18 protein-coding genes are annotated in these 15,025 nt (G+C 68.6%); 6 read left to right on the forward strand and 12 right to left on the reverse strand.

Annotation, left to right across the window (positions count from 1 at the left end; translation table 11 throughout):
- Genes hisH through hisD form a run of 4 tightly spaced genes read right to left on the reverse strand, consistent with a single transcriptional unit; the run spans position 1 to position 3,719 of the window.
- Positions 1-624 (reverse strand): imidazole glycerol phosphate synthase subunit HisH, encoded by a 624-nt coding sequence (gene hisH / locus ACZY0X_RS25025; protein WP_463774268.1) that lies wholly within the window; start codon positions 622-624, stop codon positions 1-3.
- Positions 621-1,229, reverse strand: a complete 609-nt coding sequence (gene hisB / locus ACZY0X_RS25030; RefSeq protein WP_463774269.1) for an imidazoleglycerol-phosphate dehydratase HisB — start codon at positions 1,227-1,229, stop codon at positions 621-623. Before hisB ends, hisH begins: the two co-directional genes overlap by 4 nt.
- The gene (locus ACZY0X_RS25035) at positions 1,226-2,377 is read right to left on the reverse strand and encodes a histidinol-phosphate transaminase (protein WP_463774271.1); all 1,152 of its coding nucleotides are present in this window, start codon (positions 2,375-2,377) and stop codon (positions 1,226-1,228) included. Before ACZY0X_RS25035 ends, hisB begins: the two co-directional genes overlap by 4 nt.
- 28 nt (positions 2,378-2,405) lie before the next feature.
- Positions 2,406-3,719, reverse strand: coding sequence for a histidinol dehydrogenase (hisD, locus tag ACZY0X_RS25040; RefSeq protein ID WP_463774578.1), 1,314 nt, complete (start codon positions 3,717-3,719; stop codon positions 2,406-2,408).
- Between the two features lie 92 nt (positions 3,720-3,811).
- Between hisD and ACZY0X_RS25045 the strand changes: the two genes are divergently transcribed.
- Positions 3,812-4,234 carry a nitroreductase family deazaflavin-dependent oxidoreductase gene (locus tag ACZY0X_RS25045; RefSeq protein ID WP_354525491.1) on the forward strand — a complete coding sequence of 141 codons (423 nt, stop codon included), beginning with the start codon at positions 3,812-3,814 and terminating at the stop codon, positions 4,232-4,234.
- 51 nt (positions 4,235-4,285) lie between these two features.
- Positions 4,286-4,921, forward strand: coding sequence for a LysE family transporter (locus tag ACZY0X_RS25050; RefSeq protein ID WP_354525492.1), 636 nt, complete (start codon positions 4,286-4,288; stop codon positions 4,919-4,921).
- A 9-nt stretch (positions 4,922-4,930) separates the two neighbouring features.
- On the opposite strand, the gene ACZY0X_RS25055 is transcribed toward ACZY0X_RS25050, so the two are convergent.
- Positions 4,931-5,338, reverse strand: a complete 408-nt coding sequence (locus ACZY0X_RS25055; protein WP_463774272.1) for an SRPBCC family protein — start codon at positions 5,336-5,338, stop codon at positions 4,931-4,933.
- 93 nt (positions 5,339-5,431) lie between these two features.
- On the opposite strand from ACZY0X_RS25055, the gene ACZY0X_RS25060 reads away from it, so the two are divergent.
- Positions 5,432-6,250: an AraC family transcriptional regulator gene (locus tag ACZY0X_RS25060; protein ID WP_463774274.1), complete on the forward strand. Its 819-nt coding sequence runs from the start codon at positions 5,432-5,434 to the stop codon at positions 6,248-6,250.
- 13 nt (positions 6,251-6,263) lie between these two features.
- On the opposite strand, the gene nadC is transcribed toward ACZY0X_RS25060, so the two are convergent.
- Genes nadC through nadA form a run of 3 tightly spaced genes read right to left on the reverse strand, consistent with a single transcriptional unit; the run spans position 6,264 to position 9,786 of the window.
- Positions 6,264-7,121 carry a carboxylating nicotinate-nucleotide diphosphorylase gene (gene nadC, locus ACZY0X_RS25065; protein WP_463774275.1) on the reverse strand — a complete coding sequence of 286 codons (858 nt, stop codon included), beginning with the start codon at positions 7,119-7,121 and terminating at the stop codon, positions 6,264-6,266.
- Positions 7,121-8,740 carry an L-aspartate oxidase gene (locus ACZY0X_RS25070; protein ID WP_463774276.1) on the reverse strand — a complete coding sequence of 540 codons (1,620 nt, stop codon included), beginning with the start codon at positions 8,738-8,740 and terminating at the stop codon, positions 7,121-7,123. The genes nadC and ACZY0X_RS25070 overlap by 1 nt, the downstream gene beginning before the upstream one ends.
- Positions 8,737-9,786, reverse strand: coding sequence for a quinolinate synthase NadA (nadA, locus tag ACZY0X_RS25075; protein ID WP_463774277.1), 1,050 nt, complete (start codon positions 9,784-9,786; stop codon positions 8,737-8,739). Before nadA ends, ACZY0X_RS25070 begins: the two co-directional genes overlap by 4 nt.
- A gap of 47 nt (positions 9,787-9,833) precedes the next feature.
- Here nadA and ACZY0X_RS25080 point away from each other — a divergent pair, with 47 nt between their 5' ends.
- Complete coding sequence (locus tag ACZY0X_RS25080) at positions 9,834-10,526, forward strand: NUDIX hydrolase (RefSeq protein WP_463774278.1); 693 nt, start codon at positions 9,834-9,836, stop codon at positions 10,524-10,526.
- Positions 10,527-10,590: 64 nt separating this feature from the next.
- Positions 10,591-11,949 carry a lipase family protein gene (locus ACZY0X_RS25085; protein ID WP_463774280.1) on the forward strand — a complete coding sequence of 453 codons (1,359 nt, stop codon included), beginning with the start codon at positions 10,591-10,593 and terminating at the stop codon, positions 11,947-11,949.
- On the opposite strand, the gene ACZY0X_RS25090 is transcribed toward ACZY0X_RS25085, so the two are convergent.
- Genes ACZY0X_RS25090 through bioB form a run of 3 tightly spaced genes read right to left on the reverse strand, consistent with a single transcriptional unit; the run spans position 11,885 to position 13,867 of the window.
- Positions 11,885-12,607 (reverse strand): DUF2567 domain-containing protein, encoded by a 723-nt coding sequence (locus tag ACZY0X_RS25090; RefSeq protein WP_463774281.1) that lies wholly within the window; start codon positions 12,605-12,607, stop codon positions 11,885-11,887. The genes ACZY0X_RS25085 and ACZY0X_RS25090 overlap by 65 nt on opposite strands.
- The gene (bsaP, locus tag ACZY0X_RS25095) at positions 12,604-12,816 is read right to left on the reverse strand and encodes a biotin synthase auxiliary protein BsaP (RefSeq protein WP_463774282.1); all 213 of its coding nucleotides are present in this window, start codon (positions 12,814-12,816) and stop codon (positions 12,604-12,606) included. The genes ACZY0X_RS25090 and bsaP overlap by 4 nt, the downstream gene beginning before the upstream one ends.
- 16 nt (positions 12,817-12,832) lie before the next feature.
- A complete protein-coding gene (gene bioB, locus ACZY0X_RS25100) occupies positions 12,833-13,867 on the reverse strand; it encodes a biotin synthase BioB (RefSeq protein ID WP_463774284.1) in 1,035 nt (344 codons plus the stop codon).
- Between the two features lie 48 nt (positions 13,868-13,915).
- On the opposite strand from bioB, the gene ACZY0X_RS25105 reads away from it, so the two are divergent.
- Positions 13,916-14,554, forward strand: coding sequence for a TetR family transcriptional regulator (locus tag ACZY0X_RS25105; RefSeq protein ID WP_463774285.1), 639 nt, complete (start codon positions 13,916-13,918; stop codon positions 14,552-14,554).
- On the opposite strand, the gene ACZY0X_RS25110 is transcribed toward ACZY0X_RS25105, so the two are convergent.
- The gene (locus ACZY0X_RS25110; protein ID WP_463774286.1) at positions 14,507-15,025 is read right to left on the reverse strand and encodes a 2'-5' RNA ligase family protein; all 519 of its coding nucleotides are present in this window, start codon (positions 15,023-15,025) and stop codon (positions 14,507-14,509) included. The two genes, ACZY0X_RS25105 and ACZY0X_RS25110, sit on opposite strands and share 48 nt — an antisense overlap.

A 15,025-nucleotide genomic window follows, 5' to 3' on the forward strand; every position in this document is an offset into this window, starting at 1 on the left:
TCACCCTAGTTCCTTGAGCCAATTGGTCAGCAGGGCCGCTCCGGCATCACCGCTCTTCTCCGGATGGAACTGCGTGGCCCACAGCGGGCCGTCCTCCACCGCGGCCAGGAACGGCACGTGATGTGTCGCCCAGGTCAGCTTGGCCGCCGGGTCGCCCTCCCAGGCCTGCGCGGCGTAGGAGTGCACGAAGTAGAACCTGGTAGCGGGGTCGATTCCGGCGAACAGTCGGGTCGTCTCGGGCGGCTCCACCACATTCCAGCCCATGTGCGGAACCACCGGCGCGTCGAGGCGCACGACCGATCCGGGCCACCGACCGCAGCCCACCGACTCGACGCCGAACTCGACGCCGCGGGCGAACAGGATCTGCATGCCCACGCACACACCAAGGACCGGCCGGTCGTTGGCCAGGCGGTCGGCGATGATGTCGTCTCCCCCGACCGCGCGCAATCCGGTCATGCACGCCTCGTACGCGCCGACGCCGGGCACCACGAGGCCGTCGGCTGCCGCTGCGGCGGCCGGATCGGCCGTGACCTCGACGTCGGCTCCGACCCGCTCCAGGGCGCGCTGGGCCGAGCGGAGGTTGCCCGACCCGTAGTCCAGCACCACCACAGATCTCTTGGTCACAGACTGCCCTTGGTGGACGGCACACCCGAGACCCGCGGATCGAACTCGACGGCCTGGCGCAGCGCGCGTGCGACCGCCTTGTACTGGGCCTCGGTGATGTGGTGCGGATCCCGGCCGTACAGCGTGCGGACGTGCAGTGCGATGCGCGCGTTCATCGCCAGCGTCTCGAAGACGTGGCGATTGATGACAGTGTGGTATGGCACCGAGCTGCCGGCAATCGTGTTGTGCAGCATGTGATCCGGCTCGCCGGTGTGGACGCAGTAGGGCCGCCCGGACACGTCGACCGCAGCGTGCGCGAGCGTCTCGTCCATCGGGATGAAGGCATCGCCGAACCGACGAATGCCCTTCTTGTCCCCCAGTGCCTGCCCGAGCGCCTGGCCGAGCACGATGGCGGTGTCCTCGATGGTGTGGTGGCCCTCGATGTCGACGTCCCCGACGGCCCGCACCGTTAGGTCGAAGCTCGCGTGGCTGCCCAGCGACGTCAACATGTGGTCGTAGAACGGCACACCGGTGCTGATGTCGGTCTGTCCGGTGCCGTCGAGTTCGAGCTCGACGACGATGTCGGATTCCCTGGTCTTGCGTTCGACACGGGCGTGACGGGTCACGATGCTCCTCGGAGGTTCGCGGGGACACTCGGAATCGGCCGAGTGAGTTCGGTTTCGGCCAGGGGCGCGCTGGTCTCGAGCAGCACGTCGTTCTCGTCGGCCAGACCTGTGGTGGCACGCAGGAACCCGGGGATGCCGACGTCGCGGATGAGCACACCGGCATCCAGGTAGCGCTGCCACGTCGCGGCGGCGTCGGCGAACTCGCCGAACAGCACGAAGTTCGCGTCACTGGGAATCACCCGGAATCCCATGCGCGTCAACGCCTCCGACACGCGGTTGCGCTCGGCGATGAGGGTGGCGACGCTCCCCAGCGTGTCGTCGGCGTGCCGCAGTGCCGCGCGTGCGGCGGCCTGCGTGACCGAGGACAGGTGGTAGGGCAACCGCACCAGCAGCAGCGCGTCGATGACCGCGGGGTCGGCGACCAGGTAGCCAAGGCGACCGCCCGCGAACGCGAACGCCTTGCTCATCGTGCGCGTGACGATGAGCTTCGCCGGGTAGTCGGCCAGCAGATGCACGGCGCTGGGCTGCGACGAGAACTCGCCATACGCCTCGTCGACAATCACCACGCCCGGCGCGACATCGAGCAGCCGTCGAAGCTCCTCGAGTGACACGCTCTGCCCGGACGGGTTGTTCGGGCTGGCCAGGAACACCACATCGGGGCGGCGGTCGGAGATCGCCGACACGGCGGCCTCGACGTCGAGGCCGAAGTCCTCCGCGCGGCTGGTCTCCAGCCACTCGGTCTGCGTCCCGTCGGAGATGATCGGGTGCATCGAGTAGGACGGCACGAACCCGATGGCACTGCGGCCCGGCCCTCCGAAGGCCTGCAGCAGCTGCTGAAGGATCTCATTGGAACCGTTTGCCGCCCAGACGTTTTCGGTGACCACCGGTACGCCGATCTGCGCCGTCAAGTACGCCGCGAGGTCGGCACGCAACAGGACCGCGTCACGGTCCGGGTAGCGGTGCAACTCGGCGGCGGCATCGCGCACCGAGGCGGCGACGTCGTCGATGAGGGCTTGGGTCGGCGGGTGCGGGTTCTCGTTCGTGTTGAGCCGGATCGGCACTGCCAGTTGTGGTGCACCGTAGGGCGACTTGCCGCGCAGGTTGTCCCGCAACGGCAGATCGTCGAGCGTGATCCTCTCGCCGCTCATCGGTTCACTCTGCTCTTCGCGCAAGCGCTCATCTCTCGAACCTCCGCCGGACGGCCTCACCGTGCGCGGGCAGGTTCTCGGCCTTGGCCAGCGTGATGACGGGTCCGGACACGTCCTTCAGCGCGGCCTCGGTGTAGTCCACGACGTGGATGCCACGCAGGAAGGTCTGTACCGATAGCCCGCTGGAGTGCCGGGCGCAGCCGGCAGTCGGCAGTACGTGGTTCGAGCCGGCGCAGTAGTCGCCGAGACTGACCGGCGACCATGGTCCGACGAATATTGCACCGGCAGAACGGATCCGACCGGCAACAGCAGAAGCGTCGACGGTCTGAATCTCGAGGTGCTCGGCGGCGTACGCGTTGACCGTCGCGATCCCGGCGTCGAGGTCGTCGACCAGCACGATGGCCGACTGCTTGCCGGACAGCGCCGCGGTGACGCGTTCGCGGTGCGTCGTCGTCGCCACCTGCGCGGCCACCTCGCGGTCGGTTGCGTCGGCGAGTGCGGTGCTTGTCGTGACGAGAACCGATGCCGCCATCTCGTCGTGCTCGGCCTGGCTGATGAGATCGGCGGCGACGTGCACCGGATCGGCCGTGTGGTCGGCGAGGATCGCGATCTCGGTGGGCCCCGCCTCAGCGTCGATGCCCACCTGCGAGCGACAGATCCGCTTCGCCGCGGTCACGTAGATGTTGCCGGGCCCGGTGATCATGTCGACGGGCGCGAGTTCTGTGCCGTCGGTGTCGGTGCCGCCGTACGCGAGCAGCGCGACGGCCTGCGCACCGCCGACCGCCCACACCTCCTCGACCCCGAGCAGCGCCGCGGCGGCCAGGATTGTCGGGTGCGGAATGCCCCCGAACTCCGCCTGCGGTGGGCTGGCGATCACCAGGGAGTCCACCCCGGCGGTCTGCGCGGGCACGACGTTCATGATGACGCTCGACGGGTACACGGCGTTGCCGCCCGGCACGTAGAGACCCACCCGCTCGACGGGCACCCAGCGTTCGGTGACCGTGGCACCGGGGGCCAGCGTCGTCGTGGTGTCGGTGCGCCGCTGATCGGCGTGCACGGCACGGGTGCGATGTATCGCGACCTCCAGCGCGGCGCGGACCTCGGGGTCGAGATCGGCCAGCGCGGCGGCGAGGCGGGCGGCCGGGACACGCACGGTTTCGGGGCGCACACCGTCGAATCGCTCGCCGTACTCCAGGGCCGCCTCGGCACCCCGGGCAACGATCGCGTCGACGATCGGACGGACCGTCGGGACCACCGCGTCGACGTCGACGCCACCGCGCGGCAGCACGGCGCGCAGACCAGCGGTCGACAGGTGCTGGCCCCGCAGATCGATACGGGACATGAGCACAGCCGGGTCGGGCACGTTAACCTCCACGTTTGGCCTCCACGATGGCTATTGTCCCAGAGCAGTACAAATCGAATACGGGAGCCGCCATGTCCACCTCATCGTCACGACAGGACCACCCGAACAACGCACCAGGCGTGCCGATGCTGATTCCGGTGTGGCTGGAACGTGCGCAGATCAAGTACTTGAACCCGCTGCTCCGGCCGTTGTCGAAGCGCATGCCCGGAGTCGCGGTGATCAAGCACCGCGGCCGAACGTCGGGCACGGACTACGAGACCATTGTCACCGCCTACCGAAAGGGCAGCGTGCTGGCGATCGGGTTGGTCCACGGCAAGACCAACTGGGTCAAGAACGTGCTCGCGGCAGGCGAGGCCGACATCCACGTCGGGCGCAAGGACCTGCATCTGGTGAACCCCCGCGTGCTTCCCGCGGGCACGGTGGACCCCACGCTGCCCCGGATGGCGCAGATGCTGGCGAAGCGTCAGGGCACGTTCGTCGCCGACATCGCCTGACAACCGATACTCGGTTGAGCCTGCCGGTCACCAGCTGAGACACTCTCGGACATGGCATGGGAGATCTGGCTGGCGTTCATCGGCGCGGCCGTCCTAATAGCGGTCTCCCCCGGTGCCGGCGCGATCCAGTCGATGGCGACCGGGCTGACCCACGGTGTCCGACGCGGCTACTGGAGCATCCTGGGCCTCGAGATCGGGCTGATGCTGCAGCTGCTGCTCGTCGCCCTGGGTCTCGGCGCGCTGGTCACCAGCTCGATCGTGGCGTTCAACGTCGTCAAGTGGATCGGCGTCGCCTACCTCATCTACCTCGCGGTCCGGCAGTGGCGGACGGCGACGCGCGACCTCCGCGAGCAGGTCGGGGCGGCCACGGAAGGCGGCCGGGCCGCGCTGGTGCTGCGAGGCTTCCTGGTCAACGCGACCAACCCCAAGGGCCTGGTGTTCTTCCTCGCGGTTCTGCCGCAGTTCGTGGTGCCCACCGCGCCGCTAGTGCCGCAGTACCTGGCGATCGGCGTGACCATGGTCGCCGTCGACGTGGTCGTGATGGGCCTCTACACCGGGCTGGCCGTGCGCCTGCTGCACTGGCTGCACACCCCGCGCCAGCAGACCATCGTCAACCGGGTGTTCTCCGGTTTGTTCGCCACCGCCGCGGTGGTGCTGTCGCTGGTGCGCCGCGGCGCGACGGCATAGGCGCCGTCCTCAGGAGCCTCCTGCCGACTCCAACGCACGTTTGATGAACGGGGCGGCCTCGTTCATGGCCGCACTTAACTGTTGCGCGGCCGCGTCCGGGAGCACATCGCGCGACCAGTGCAGCCGGCAGCGCCCCGGACCATCGGGCACGACCCGCATCACCGCGTTGTCGTGCTCGGGCGCAGTGTCCCCGATCAACGAGTAGACGATGCGGCGCGCCTCGTCATCGCGGGTGACCAAGCGCTCACGCGCCACGAAGCCGTCGGCGAACGTCACGACGCGAACGTCATCGGCGGCCCGTGACGACACGACATAACCCGGTGCCATCCGCACGGGGCCGTCCGCCCAGTCCCCGATCACCTGCCACACGTGCGCGGCGTCGGCGGCGATGTCGAATTCGATGCGAATGGATGCCATGTCCCCAGTGTCGTCAGCGACGGCACCGGTGTCTTGAACATCCTTGCGGTCATCCGCACGGAGATGTCACACCTCCCCGCTAGGGTCCTGGTTGTGTTGACTGCGGTGACACTCGCGGCCCGGCCCGAGTTCAGCGTCTCCCAATGGACCTGTCGGGGTCACGGACCCGGTTGGTCGGAGCCCGAGTGTCCGTCCGGTGCACGGCTGGTGCTCGTCCGGTCGGGTCACTTCCAGCGCCGCGGCGCCAAGGGTTCGATCGATCTCGACTCGACAGTCGGCTATCTCGGGGAACCAGGCGAAACCGAGGAGTTCGCGCATCCACATGGCGGCGATACCTGCACATCGGTGCAGCTCAGCCCACAGAGCTGGGAGCAGCTCGCGGGCGAGCCGGGCCGGGTGAGACGCGCTGCGGTGTACGTGGACGCACGGCTCGAGCTGGCGCATCGGCGTCTGCTCGTCACTGGCCGGAATGACACCAACTACCGGCTTGCCGAGGATCTGGTGCGGCTGGTCGCCTCGGTGCTGCGTGCGGCGACGGATCGCCCGATCCCGGCCAGCGATACGCCCTCAGCCGCGGACCGGCGCTTGGTCGAGCGTGCGCGAGCCGCCATCCATGACGCACATCCGTGCGCCGACGGTCTGTTCCCGCTGGCCGCACTGCTCGAGGCGTCGCCGTACCGGGTGAGCCGGGCGTTCACCGCGGAGATGGGGGTGTCGGTGACGCGCTATCGCAATCGGGTCCGCATCGGTCGTGCCCTCGATCACCTGGAGCGCGGCGAGTCAACGCTGGCCGAGATCGCCGCCGGACAGGGTTTCGCCGACCAGGCGCATTTCAGCAGGACTCTTCGCCAGCACACCGGGCGCACGCCGACCGAAGTCAGGCGCGAATTACAAAGAGCCGCAACCGACTAGACGTTCAAACCCACTAGACGTCCAACCCCACGTCGAGGACGCGCACCGAGTGAGTGAGCGCACCGACAGCAAGGTAGTCGACACCGGTGCCGGCGTACTCGGCGGCCGATTCCAGTGAGAGACCGCCCGAGGACTCCAGCTTGGTTCCCGGCGCCCGCGAGTCGCGTCGTTGCACGGCGATCTGCGTCTGCCACACCGGGAAGTTGTCCAGCAGGACGAGTTGCACGTCCTCACCGAGGATCTCGTCGAGCTGCTCGAGTGAGTCGACCTCCACCTCGCACGGCAGGTCGGGTGCGGCGTGCCGCACCGCCTTGAGCGCGGCGACGACACCACCCGCGGCGGCGACGTGGTTGTCCTTGATGAGCGCGGCATCGCCAAGGCCCATGCGGTGATTCGCCCCGCCGCCGACACGCACCGCGTACTTCTGCAGCACGCGCAGGCCCGGCATCGTCTTGCGGGTGTCGCGGATCACGGCGTGGGTACCCTCGACGGCGTCCACCCAGTGCGACGTCGCGGTGGCTATCCCGCTGAGGTGGCACACCAGGTTGAGCATCGTGCGCTCGGCGGTCAGAAGGCCCTGCGTCGACGCCTCGAGACGTAGCAGGGCGCCGCCGGCGTCCAGGCGTGTCCCATCCTCGACCCGCTCGATCAAGCGGTAGGAGTCGCGGCCGAGCACCTCGTCGAGGACCATCAGGGCGATGTCGACGCCTGCGGCGACACCCGGTTCACGCGTGACCATTGCCGCGACGGTGGTCGCGTCGGCGGGCACGGTTGCCAGCGTGGTCACGTCGGGTCCGTAGCGCAGGTCTTCCGAGAGCGCGCGTTCGATCGCTGAAACAGCCTCGGCGCGTTCGATGTCCGAGATTCTCATCAGCAACCCACCGCCACAGGATGTGCCACGGTGACGCGACCCGAGACCCAGCGCACGGTGGTGCTGACGGCGCCCGCCGGATCGATTCGGGGGTGGTCCGACCGGTGATGGCAACCGCGGGATTCCGCGCGATCCGCCGCGGCGACGGTGACGGCCCGTGCGGTGACGGTGAGCGCGGCGTCCTCGAACGACGCGCGGTTGCGCAACGGCCGATCTGTTGCCGAGTCGAGCACGGCGGTCAGCTCCCGCAGTCCCGCGGCGTCGCGCTCGACCGACGCGTGCCGGCTCATGGCGTGTTGGAGTTCGTTACGGGGCAATGTGATCCGATCTCGCGATTCGATCTGCGCCAGGCGGCCGGTTGCGGCCGTGGCGGAATGCTCGGCTGCTTCGCTTCCGGCGCGACCGCCCACCACGAGGCCCTCGAGCAGGCTGTTGGACGCCAACCGGTTGGCTCCATGCATGCCGGTGCGCGCCACCTCGCCCGCGGCGAACAGCCCGGCGACTTCGGTGCGGCCGTGCACGTCGGTGACGACGCCACCGCAGCTGTAGTGAGCACCCGGCACCACCGGGATCAGCTGCGCAGTGGGGTCGATTCCCGCGGCCTGGCACGCCGCGGTGACCGTGGGGAACCGCCGCGCGAGATCGTCAATCCCGCGGGCGTCGAGATAGGCGCACGGGTCGCCGGTCTCGATGAGACGGACGTTGATGGCCGCGGCCACGACATCGCGGGGAGCCAGATCACCCATCGGGTGAACCCCGTCGGTGATCGACGCGCCGCGGGCGTCGACGAGCACCGCACCCTCACCGCGCAGCGCCTCGGTGATCAAGGGCCGTCGTCCCGCGGCGTGACCGTCGAACAGCATCGTGGGGTGGAACTGGATGAACTCGAGGTCACTGACCGCGACACCGGCCCACAGCGCCAGCGCAATGCCGTCGCCGGTGGAGCCATCGGGGTTGGTGGTCGCCGAGTACAGATGACCGAGACCCCCGGTGGCCAGGATCACCGATGGCGCGTGGATGACACCCACTCCGTCGGCGTTGTGCACCAGCACACCGGTCACGGCGCCATCGTCGTGGAGTACCTGCAGCGCCACGTGATTGCGTCGGATGTCGAGCATTGCGGCGGCCCGATCAAGGGCGCGCTGCACCTCGGCGCCGGTCGCGTCACCACCCGCATGGATGATCCTGCGCAGCGAGTGACCGCCCTCCCGGGTGAGCGCCCACTGGCCCGGCACCGTCTCGTCGAATCGTGCCCCGGCACTGACCAGTTCGGAGACCGCCGCGAAGCCGTCGGACACTATGGAGGTCACCGCCGCCGGATCGCACAGCCCTGCCCCCGCAGCCAGCGTGTCAGCGACGTGCGCCTCGACGGAGTCATCGGTGCGGGGTATCACGACGGCGATTCCGCCCTGTGCGTAGAACGTGGCGGTCTCACCGGCCTTGCTCAGCACCACCACCCTGCGACCGCGCCGGTGCGCCGCCAACGCGGCGGCGAGCCCGGCCACGCCGGTGCCGATGACGACGACGTCAGCGCGCTGCTGCCAGGCGATCTGCCCGTCACCACCGCACGCGGCCGTGCCGATTCCCCTGGTCGCTGCGCTCCTGCCCGCCGGTGTCATTCCCCGCCGCCGGGCTGCCCGATCTCAATCATGCGCTGCACGCTGGCGCGAGCCAGCCGGGCGGTCTCGATGTCGACGTGAACTTCGTCGGCACCCTCGGCCACGCACCGCAGTAGCGCCGCCGGTGTGATCATCTTCATGTACCCGCAGGACGCCCGGTCGTTGACGGCCAGGAATTCGACATCGGGTGCGGCACGGCGCAACTGGTGCAACATGCCGACCTCGGTCGCGACCAAGACCTGCTTGGCCTGCGTATGGCGCGCCGCGTCGAGCATTCCGCCGGTGGACAGGATCTTCACCCTGTCCTCGGGGACCGCCCCCTCGCCTGCGAGATAGAGAGCTGATGTGGCGCAACCGCATTCGGGGTGCACAAACAGTTCGGCATCGGGGTGCGAGCGAGCCTGATCGGCGAGTTCATCACCGTTGATGCCGGCGTGGACGTGGCATTCGCCCGCCCACACGTGCAGATTCTTGCGGCCCGTGACGCGCCTGACGTGAGCCCCGAGGAACTGGTCGGGGCAGAACAGGACCTCGCGGTCCTCGGGAATGGAGGCCACCACCTCGACGGCGTTGGACGACGTGCAGCAGATGTCGGTGAGCGCCTTCACCGCGGCGGTGGTGTTCACGTACGAGACGACGACGGCGTCGGGGTACTCGTCCTTCCACGCCCGCAAGTCCTCTGCGGTGATCGAGTCGGCCAGCGAGCAACCGGCCCGCTGATCGGGAATCAGCACCGTCTTGGCCGGGCTGAGGATCTTGGCGGTCTCGGCCATGAAGTGCACGCCGCAGAAGACGATGGTCTCCTCCTGCGCCTCCGCCGCTATACGAGACAGAGCAAGAGAGTCGCCGACGTGATCGGCCACGTCCTGAATCGCAGGCAGTTGATAGTTGTGCGCCAGCAGCGTCGCATTGCGCAGCTTGGCGAGCCTTCGCACCTCGGCGGCCCACTCCTGATCGGGCTCCACGCCGCCATATCCGGCGGGTCCGTTGGTGATCTGGGCGGTCCACCCACCCTGCGATGCAGTCATGCGGTCCAGCACCGTCATGGCCGTCTCCTTTTGATCTCGGAGGTTTTCGACTTATGATCGAAAACATGCTTGATACTAGCACTGCCCACGAAGTGCTTGCCGTCGTCTTCCAGGTTCGCCAGCTGGAAACGCGAACTCCGCAGCTCAGCGTCCTGCTGTGGGAAAGGGCCATGGACCCCGAGCGTGGCGCCTGGTCGCTGCCCGGCGGGCAGCTGCGACATGACGAGGACATGGTGAGTTCAGTTCGGCGTCAACTCGCCGAGAAGGTGGACCTGCGCCAGGTGACCCATCTGGAGCAGCTCGCGGTGTTCTCCGACCCCCGCCGAGTGCCGGGCGTACGCACCATCGCATCGACCTTCCTGGGCCTGGTGCCATCGCCAGCCACTCCCGAACTGCCGCCCGACACTCGCTGGCATTCGGTGGACGCCCTGCCCCCCATGGCGTTCGACCATCGCACGATGATCACCAACGCCCATACCCGCCTGGTCGCCAAGCTCTCGTACACCAACATCGGATTCGCCCTGGCACCAAAGGAATTCGTGGTGTCCACCCTGCGGGATGTCTACAGCGCGGCGCTCGGCTACCAGGTCGACGCCACCAACCTGCAACGCGTGCTGGTCCGCCGCGGCGTCATCACGCCGACAGGCACCACCGCCCGTTCGGGCCGCAGCGGCGGACGTCCCGCGGCGCTCTACCGCTTCACCGAGTCGCAGTACCGCGTCACCGACGAGTTCGCCGCACTGCGCCCGCCGACGTAGATGCAGCGCCGCGAGAACGACCAATGTATTGGATTTTAAGAGACCACTAAGAGAGGATGGCCGGATGGACATCGGCAGCGCGGCCCAGTCGACCGGTGATGCCGAGTGGATCGGCACTGCACCCCACGAGGACCTGCAGTCGCGACCGGGCCGTCCGATACTTCCGTCAGACGACCCGTTCTACACACCGCCCGCAGGCTTCGAACATGCCCGCCCCGGCACCGTGCTGCGATCGCGTGACGTCGAACTCGCCTTCCTCGGCCGGATACCCCAGCCCGTCAGCGCGACCCAACTGCTCTACCGCAGCACCGACCTCAACGGAGAGCCGCAGGCGGCCGTCACCACGGTCGTGGCGCCGGCCGAGCGCACGCCTGAGCGGCCGTGCCCCATCGTGTCCTACCAGTGCGCGATCGACGCCGTCGCGTCGCGCTGCTTCCCGTCGTATGCGCTACGACGAGGCGCGAAGGCCGTCGGCGCCGTGGCGCAGTTCGAGTTCCTCCTGGTCGCCGCCGCACTGGCCGAGGGCTGGGCGGTGTCGATTCCCGATCACGAGGGCACCCGCGGCAGCTGGGGCGCACCCTATGAGCCCGGCTATCACGTGCTCGACGGTTTGCGCGCGGCACTGAGCTACGCACCGGAAAAATTGTCCGCCGAGGCGCCTGTCGGGCTCTGGGGGTACTCCGGCGGAGGTCTGGCGACCGCATGGGCGGCCGAGGTGCTCGACGAGTATGCGCCCGAGCTCAACGTCGTCGGCGCCGTCCTCGGATCGCCCGTCGGCGATCTGGGTCAAACCTTCCGCCGACTCAACGGCACGGTCTTCTCCGGACTCCCGGCGCTCGTCGTCGCTGCGTTGTCGCACGTCTATCCAGACCTCGACCGCATCATCGCCGAGCGCGCCACGCCCGAGGGCAAGGTGATGCTCGAGAGCATCGAGTCGATGACGACTGCGGGCGCGGTGCTGCGGCTCATCCGCAAGGACATGGACGACATGGTCGACTGGCCACTCGAGCGCATCCTGGCCACACCCGAGGTGCGGCACGTGTTCGACAGCATCAAGCTGGGCACCAGGGCGCCCAGCATTCCGGTCCTGATCGTGCAGGCCGTGCACGACGAGTTGATCTCGGTGGCCTGTATCGACGAACTCGCCGACGCGTACATCGCCGGCGGCACCGACGTCACCTACCACCGCGACATGTTCAGCGAGCACCTGCTGCTACATCCGATGTCCGCGCCGATGACCTTGCGCTGGCTGCGCGACCGGTTCGCCGGACGCCCGTCGTCGGCACACCGACTGCGGACGAAGTGGCCGACGCTGCTCAATCCGTCGACCTACCGGGGCATGCTCCGGCTGGGGTTGATCAGCGCGAAGGTGATGACGGGTCAACGGGTGGAACGTCGGCCCCTGTCTGCACTGGATCAGTGACCTGCACTGGATCGGTGGCCGGAGCGTACGGGTAACGCAGGACGATGGGTTCGGCCGGCGGCCATGCACCGAGATCGTCGCGCGGGGTCGCCAGCGTGCATAGCGCGTAGACCAACGCCGCGACTCCGGCTGGGAACACGATGGTCGCAGCGATCTGCAGGGGCGAGTGCCCGAAGAACACCGAGCCTGCCTCGACCGCGTAGTGCACGCGATGCTCCGGGGACACGGGCGCCGACGCGATGTCGACGACGCCATAGCGCAGCCGCGCCAAACCCGCCCCGACCCCGGCCGCCAAGCCTGCTGCCAACATTGATCCGACGGCGAGGGCACCTGCCATCAGCGGCCCGCGATGGGCTCGCCACCGCCACACCAGGACGGCTGCGATCACGGCGACGACGGTGAGGAATCCCGGCACCAGGAACGCCGCGAGGAACAGGTGGTCGGCCTCGTTGCCCACGTAGCCGCGAACCCGTTCGCCGCCTCGGGTGAGTCCGACGACCACGCCGATCGGCGGCGCGAGCCAGGCCCACAGCGCGCCGACGAGAACGCCTGCCCCCGCCAGAGACGCGACCACGATGAGCGCGGCGCGCCGGTGTGAGACACGGGGCGGCTCAACCGGTTCCGGTCGTGCCACGGTGTCCTCGGTCACCTGACTCATCGCCGTTCCTCGAAATCGACGGAGTCCAGTTCGCCATGCCGGGAGCACCTGGCCGACCAACCGTCGGGACGCACCTGCACGATCATCCGGCGCCCGCACTCCGCACAGAACCGGGGCGGTTCGAGCCCGAGCCGCGCCGCGGTGGAAACGGCCTGGGCACCTGGCGAGCCCTCGGGTTCGCCGGTGTAGACGTTGAACTTCTGCGACATCGCTGGTTGCTGGCGGCTAGATGGTGGCGTTGAGCGCCTTGATCGGCATCTGCAGATCGTTGAGCAGCTCCAGGTCCGACTCGGCGGGACGGCCGAGGGTGGTCAGGTAGTTGCCGACGATGACTGCGTTGATGCCGCCGAGGATGCCCTGCTTGGCACCCAGGTCGCCGAGCGTGATCTCGCGACCACCGGCGAAGCGGAGCATCGTGCGTGGCAGCGCCAACCGGAACGCGGCCACGGCCTTGAGCGCCTCAGCGGCGGGCAGCACCTCGAGGTCGCCGAACGGCGTGCCCGGGCGCGGGTTGAGGAAGTTCAACGGCACCTCGTGCGGATCGAGCTTCGCCAGGTTCGCCGCGAACTCCGCGCGCTGTTCCAGCGTCTCGCCCATGCCGAGGATGCCGCCGCAGCAGACCTCCATGCCTGCCTCGCGGACCATCTCGAGGGTCCCCCAGCGCTCCTCCCACGTATGGGTGGTGACGACGTTGGGGAAGTACGACTCGGCGGTCTCCAGATTGTGGTTGTAGCGGTGCACGCCCATCGCGGCGAGGCGGTCCACCTGCTCCTGGGTCAGCATGCCCAGCGAGCACGCGATCTGAATGTCGACCTCGTTGCGGATGGCCTCGATACCCGCGGCAACCTGGGCCAGCAGCCGTTCGTCTGGCCCGCGGACGGCGGCGACGATGCAGAACTCGGTGGCACCGGACTTCGCGGTCTGCTTGGCGGCCTCCACCAGGCTCGGGATGTCGAGCCAGGCGCTGCGCACCGGGGAGGCGAAAAGTCCCGACTGCGAGCAGAAGTGGCAGTCCTCGGGACAGCCGCCGGTCTTGAGGCTGATGATGCCCTCGACCTCGACCTCGGGACCACACCACTTCATCCGGACGTCGTGGGCCAGCGCCAGCAGCTCCTCGAGTCGCTCGTCGGGAAGCTGCAGGATTGCCAGCACCTGCGCCTGGTCAAGACCCACGCCACCCTCAAGCACCTGCTCGCGAGCGAGGGCCAACACATCCCCGTCTGCCGAATCCACCGAAACCTCTGTGGCCGTCTGCGTCACCGGCACTCCTCCCGAGCATCGAACTTGAACGGTGTTTAGGATACAGGGGTGCAACTGCACCGAAGCGACGTGGTCGACAAGGCCACATACATCCTCGACGAGTACGGCATCGCCGATCTGACCATGCGTCGGTTGGCCCGCGAACTCAGCGTCACGCCCGGCGCCCTGTACTGGCACTTCGCCGACAAGCAGGAACTTCTGGGCGCCGTCGCCGATCGCATCCTGGAACCGGTGGTGTCCGATGTGGCGGCGATGCCATGGACCCAGCGGATCCCGGCGATCGGCGGTGCCCTGCGCGAGGCACTGCTGTCGTCCACCGACGGCGCGGAACTGGTATCGGCGACATTCGCCTCGGGCCGCTCGGCTGCGCTGGCCCGCATCCTGGATCTCCTGGCCGCCGCGGCATCCGACGCGGGGTTCGAGACCACCAACGCCGCACTCGCCGCACGCACTGTCGTGTACTACGTCCTCGGTTTCACCGTCGACGAACAGTCCCGGCTGCAGTGGGACGCCGCGGGCGCACTGCCCGACGGCCAGTCGGTCCTCACGTCAAATCCCAACGGCCGCTTCGCCTTCGGCATGCGACTGCTGGTCGACGGCATGTCGGCCCAGCACACGACGCCAACCGATGACGGTGCCTCACCCGACGAGGGTGTCGACGCGGGCGTCACCGTCCCAACGGCGTAGCGCCGCGAACGTGCCATCGAGGTCGTCGGCGCCCATCACCTCAAGCGCGGCCGGCAGATCGCGTGCCGACAGACGCCTGCAGAGCGTGACGTGCGGGGTCCACTGTCCGGGCTCCGAGTGTGCGAACGGACCGGGCGTCTGATGGGGCGCGCTCGCGACGGCAATCCCAGCATGCAGATCCAGTAGCGCCGCCGACGGCACGATGAGGCGCACCAGCGTCAATGTCGTCCGCCCGAACACCATGACTGCCCCGATCCGGCAGCTCAGCGGCAACCGGTGCGCCAGCTCGGTCAGCTGGGCGTCGACCGCCGGATCGATGTGATTGGAGACGGCCAGCGTGACGTGCGGCCGGTTGGTCGGTGAGCGGTGCCGGCCCTGGCTGGGCAGGCCCGCCTGCGCCAGTGCCGTCCAGTCCCGCCGAACCGCCGCCTCGGTCGCCTCGTCGAAGAGCAGCTCGATGGAGTGCGCCAC

This window comes from Mycobacterium sp. IDUB_39 (assembly GCF_055419205.1).

Excerpts from the sequence above, each read along its gene's own strand:
- ACZY0X_RS25035 (WP_463774271.1), bottom strand. The coding sequence starts at position 2,377 with ATGAGCGGCGAGAGGATCACGCTCGACGATCTGCCGTTGCGGGACAAC.
- hisD (WP_463774578.1), bottom strand. The coding sequence starts at position 3,719 with ATGTCCCGTATCGATCTGCGGGGCCAGCACCTGTCGACCGCTGGTCTG.
- ACZY0X_RS25045 (WP_354525491.1), top strand. The coding sequence starts at position 3,812 with ATGTCCACCTCATCGTCACGACAGGACCACCCGAACAACGCACCAGGC.
- ACZY0X_RS25050 (WP_354525492.1), top strand. The coding sequence starts at position 4,286 with ATGGCATGGGAGATCTGGCTGGCGTTCATCGGCGCGGCCGTCCTAATA.
- ACZY0X_RS25055 (WP_463774272.1), bottom strand. The coding sequence starts at position 5,338 with ATGGCATCCATTCGCATCGAATTCGACATCGCCGCCGACGCCGCGCAC.
- nadC (WP_463774275.1), bottom strand. The coding sequence starts at position 7,121 with ATGAGAATCTCGGACATCGAACGCGCCGAGGCTGTTTCAGCGATCGAA.
- ACZY0X_RS25070 (WP_463774276.1), bottom strand. The coding sequence starts at position 8,740 with ATGACACCGGCGGGCAGGAGCGCAGCGACCAGGGGAATCGGCACGGCC.
- nadA (WP_463774277.1), bottom strand. The coding sequence starts at position 9,786 with ATGACGGTGCTGGACCGCATGACTGCATCGCAGGGTGGGTGGACCGCC.
- ACZY0X_RS25080 (WP_463774278.1), top strand. The coding sequence starts at position 9,834 with ATGCTTGATACTAGCACTGCCCACGAAGTGCTTGCCGTCGTCTTCCAG.
- ACZY0X_RS25085 (WP_463774280.1), top strand. The coding sequence starts at position 10,591 with ATGGACATCGGCAGCGCGGCCCAGTCGACCGGTGATGCCGAGTGGATC.
- ACZY0X_RS25090 (WP_463774281.1), bottom strand. The coding sequence starts at position 12,607 with ATGAGTCAGGTGACCGAGGACACCGTGGCACGACCGGAACCGGTTGAG.
- bsaP (WP_463774282.1), bottom strand. The coding sequence starts at position 12,816 with ATGTCGCAGAAGTTCAACGTCTACACCGGCGAACCCGAGGGCTCGCCA.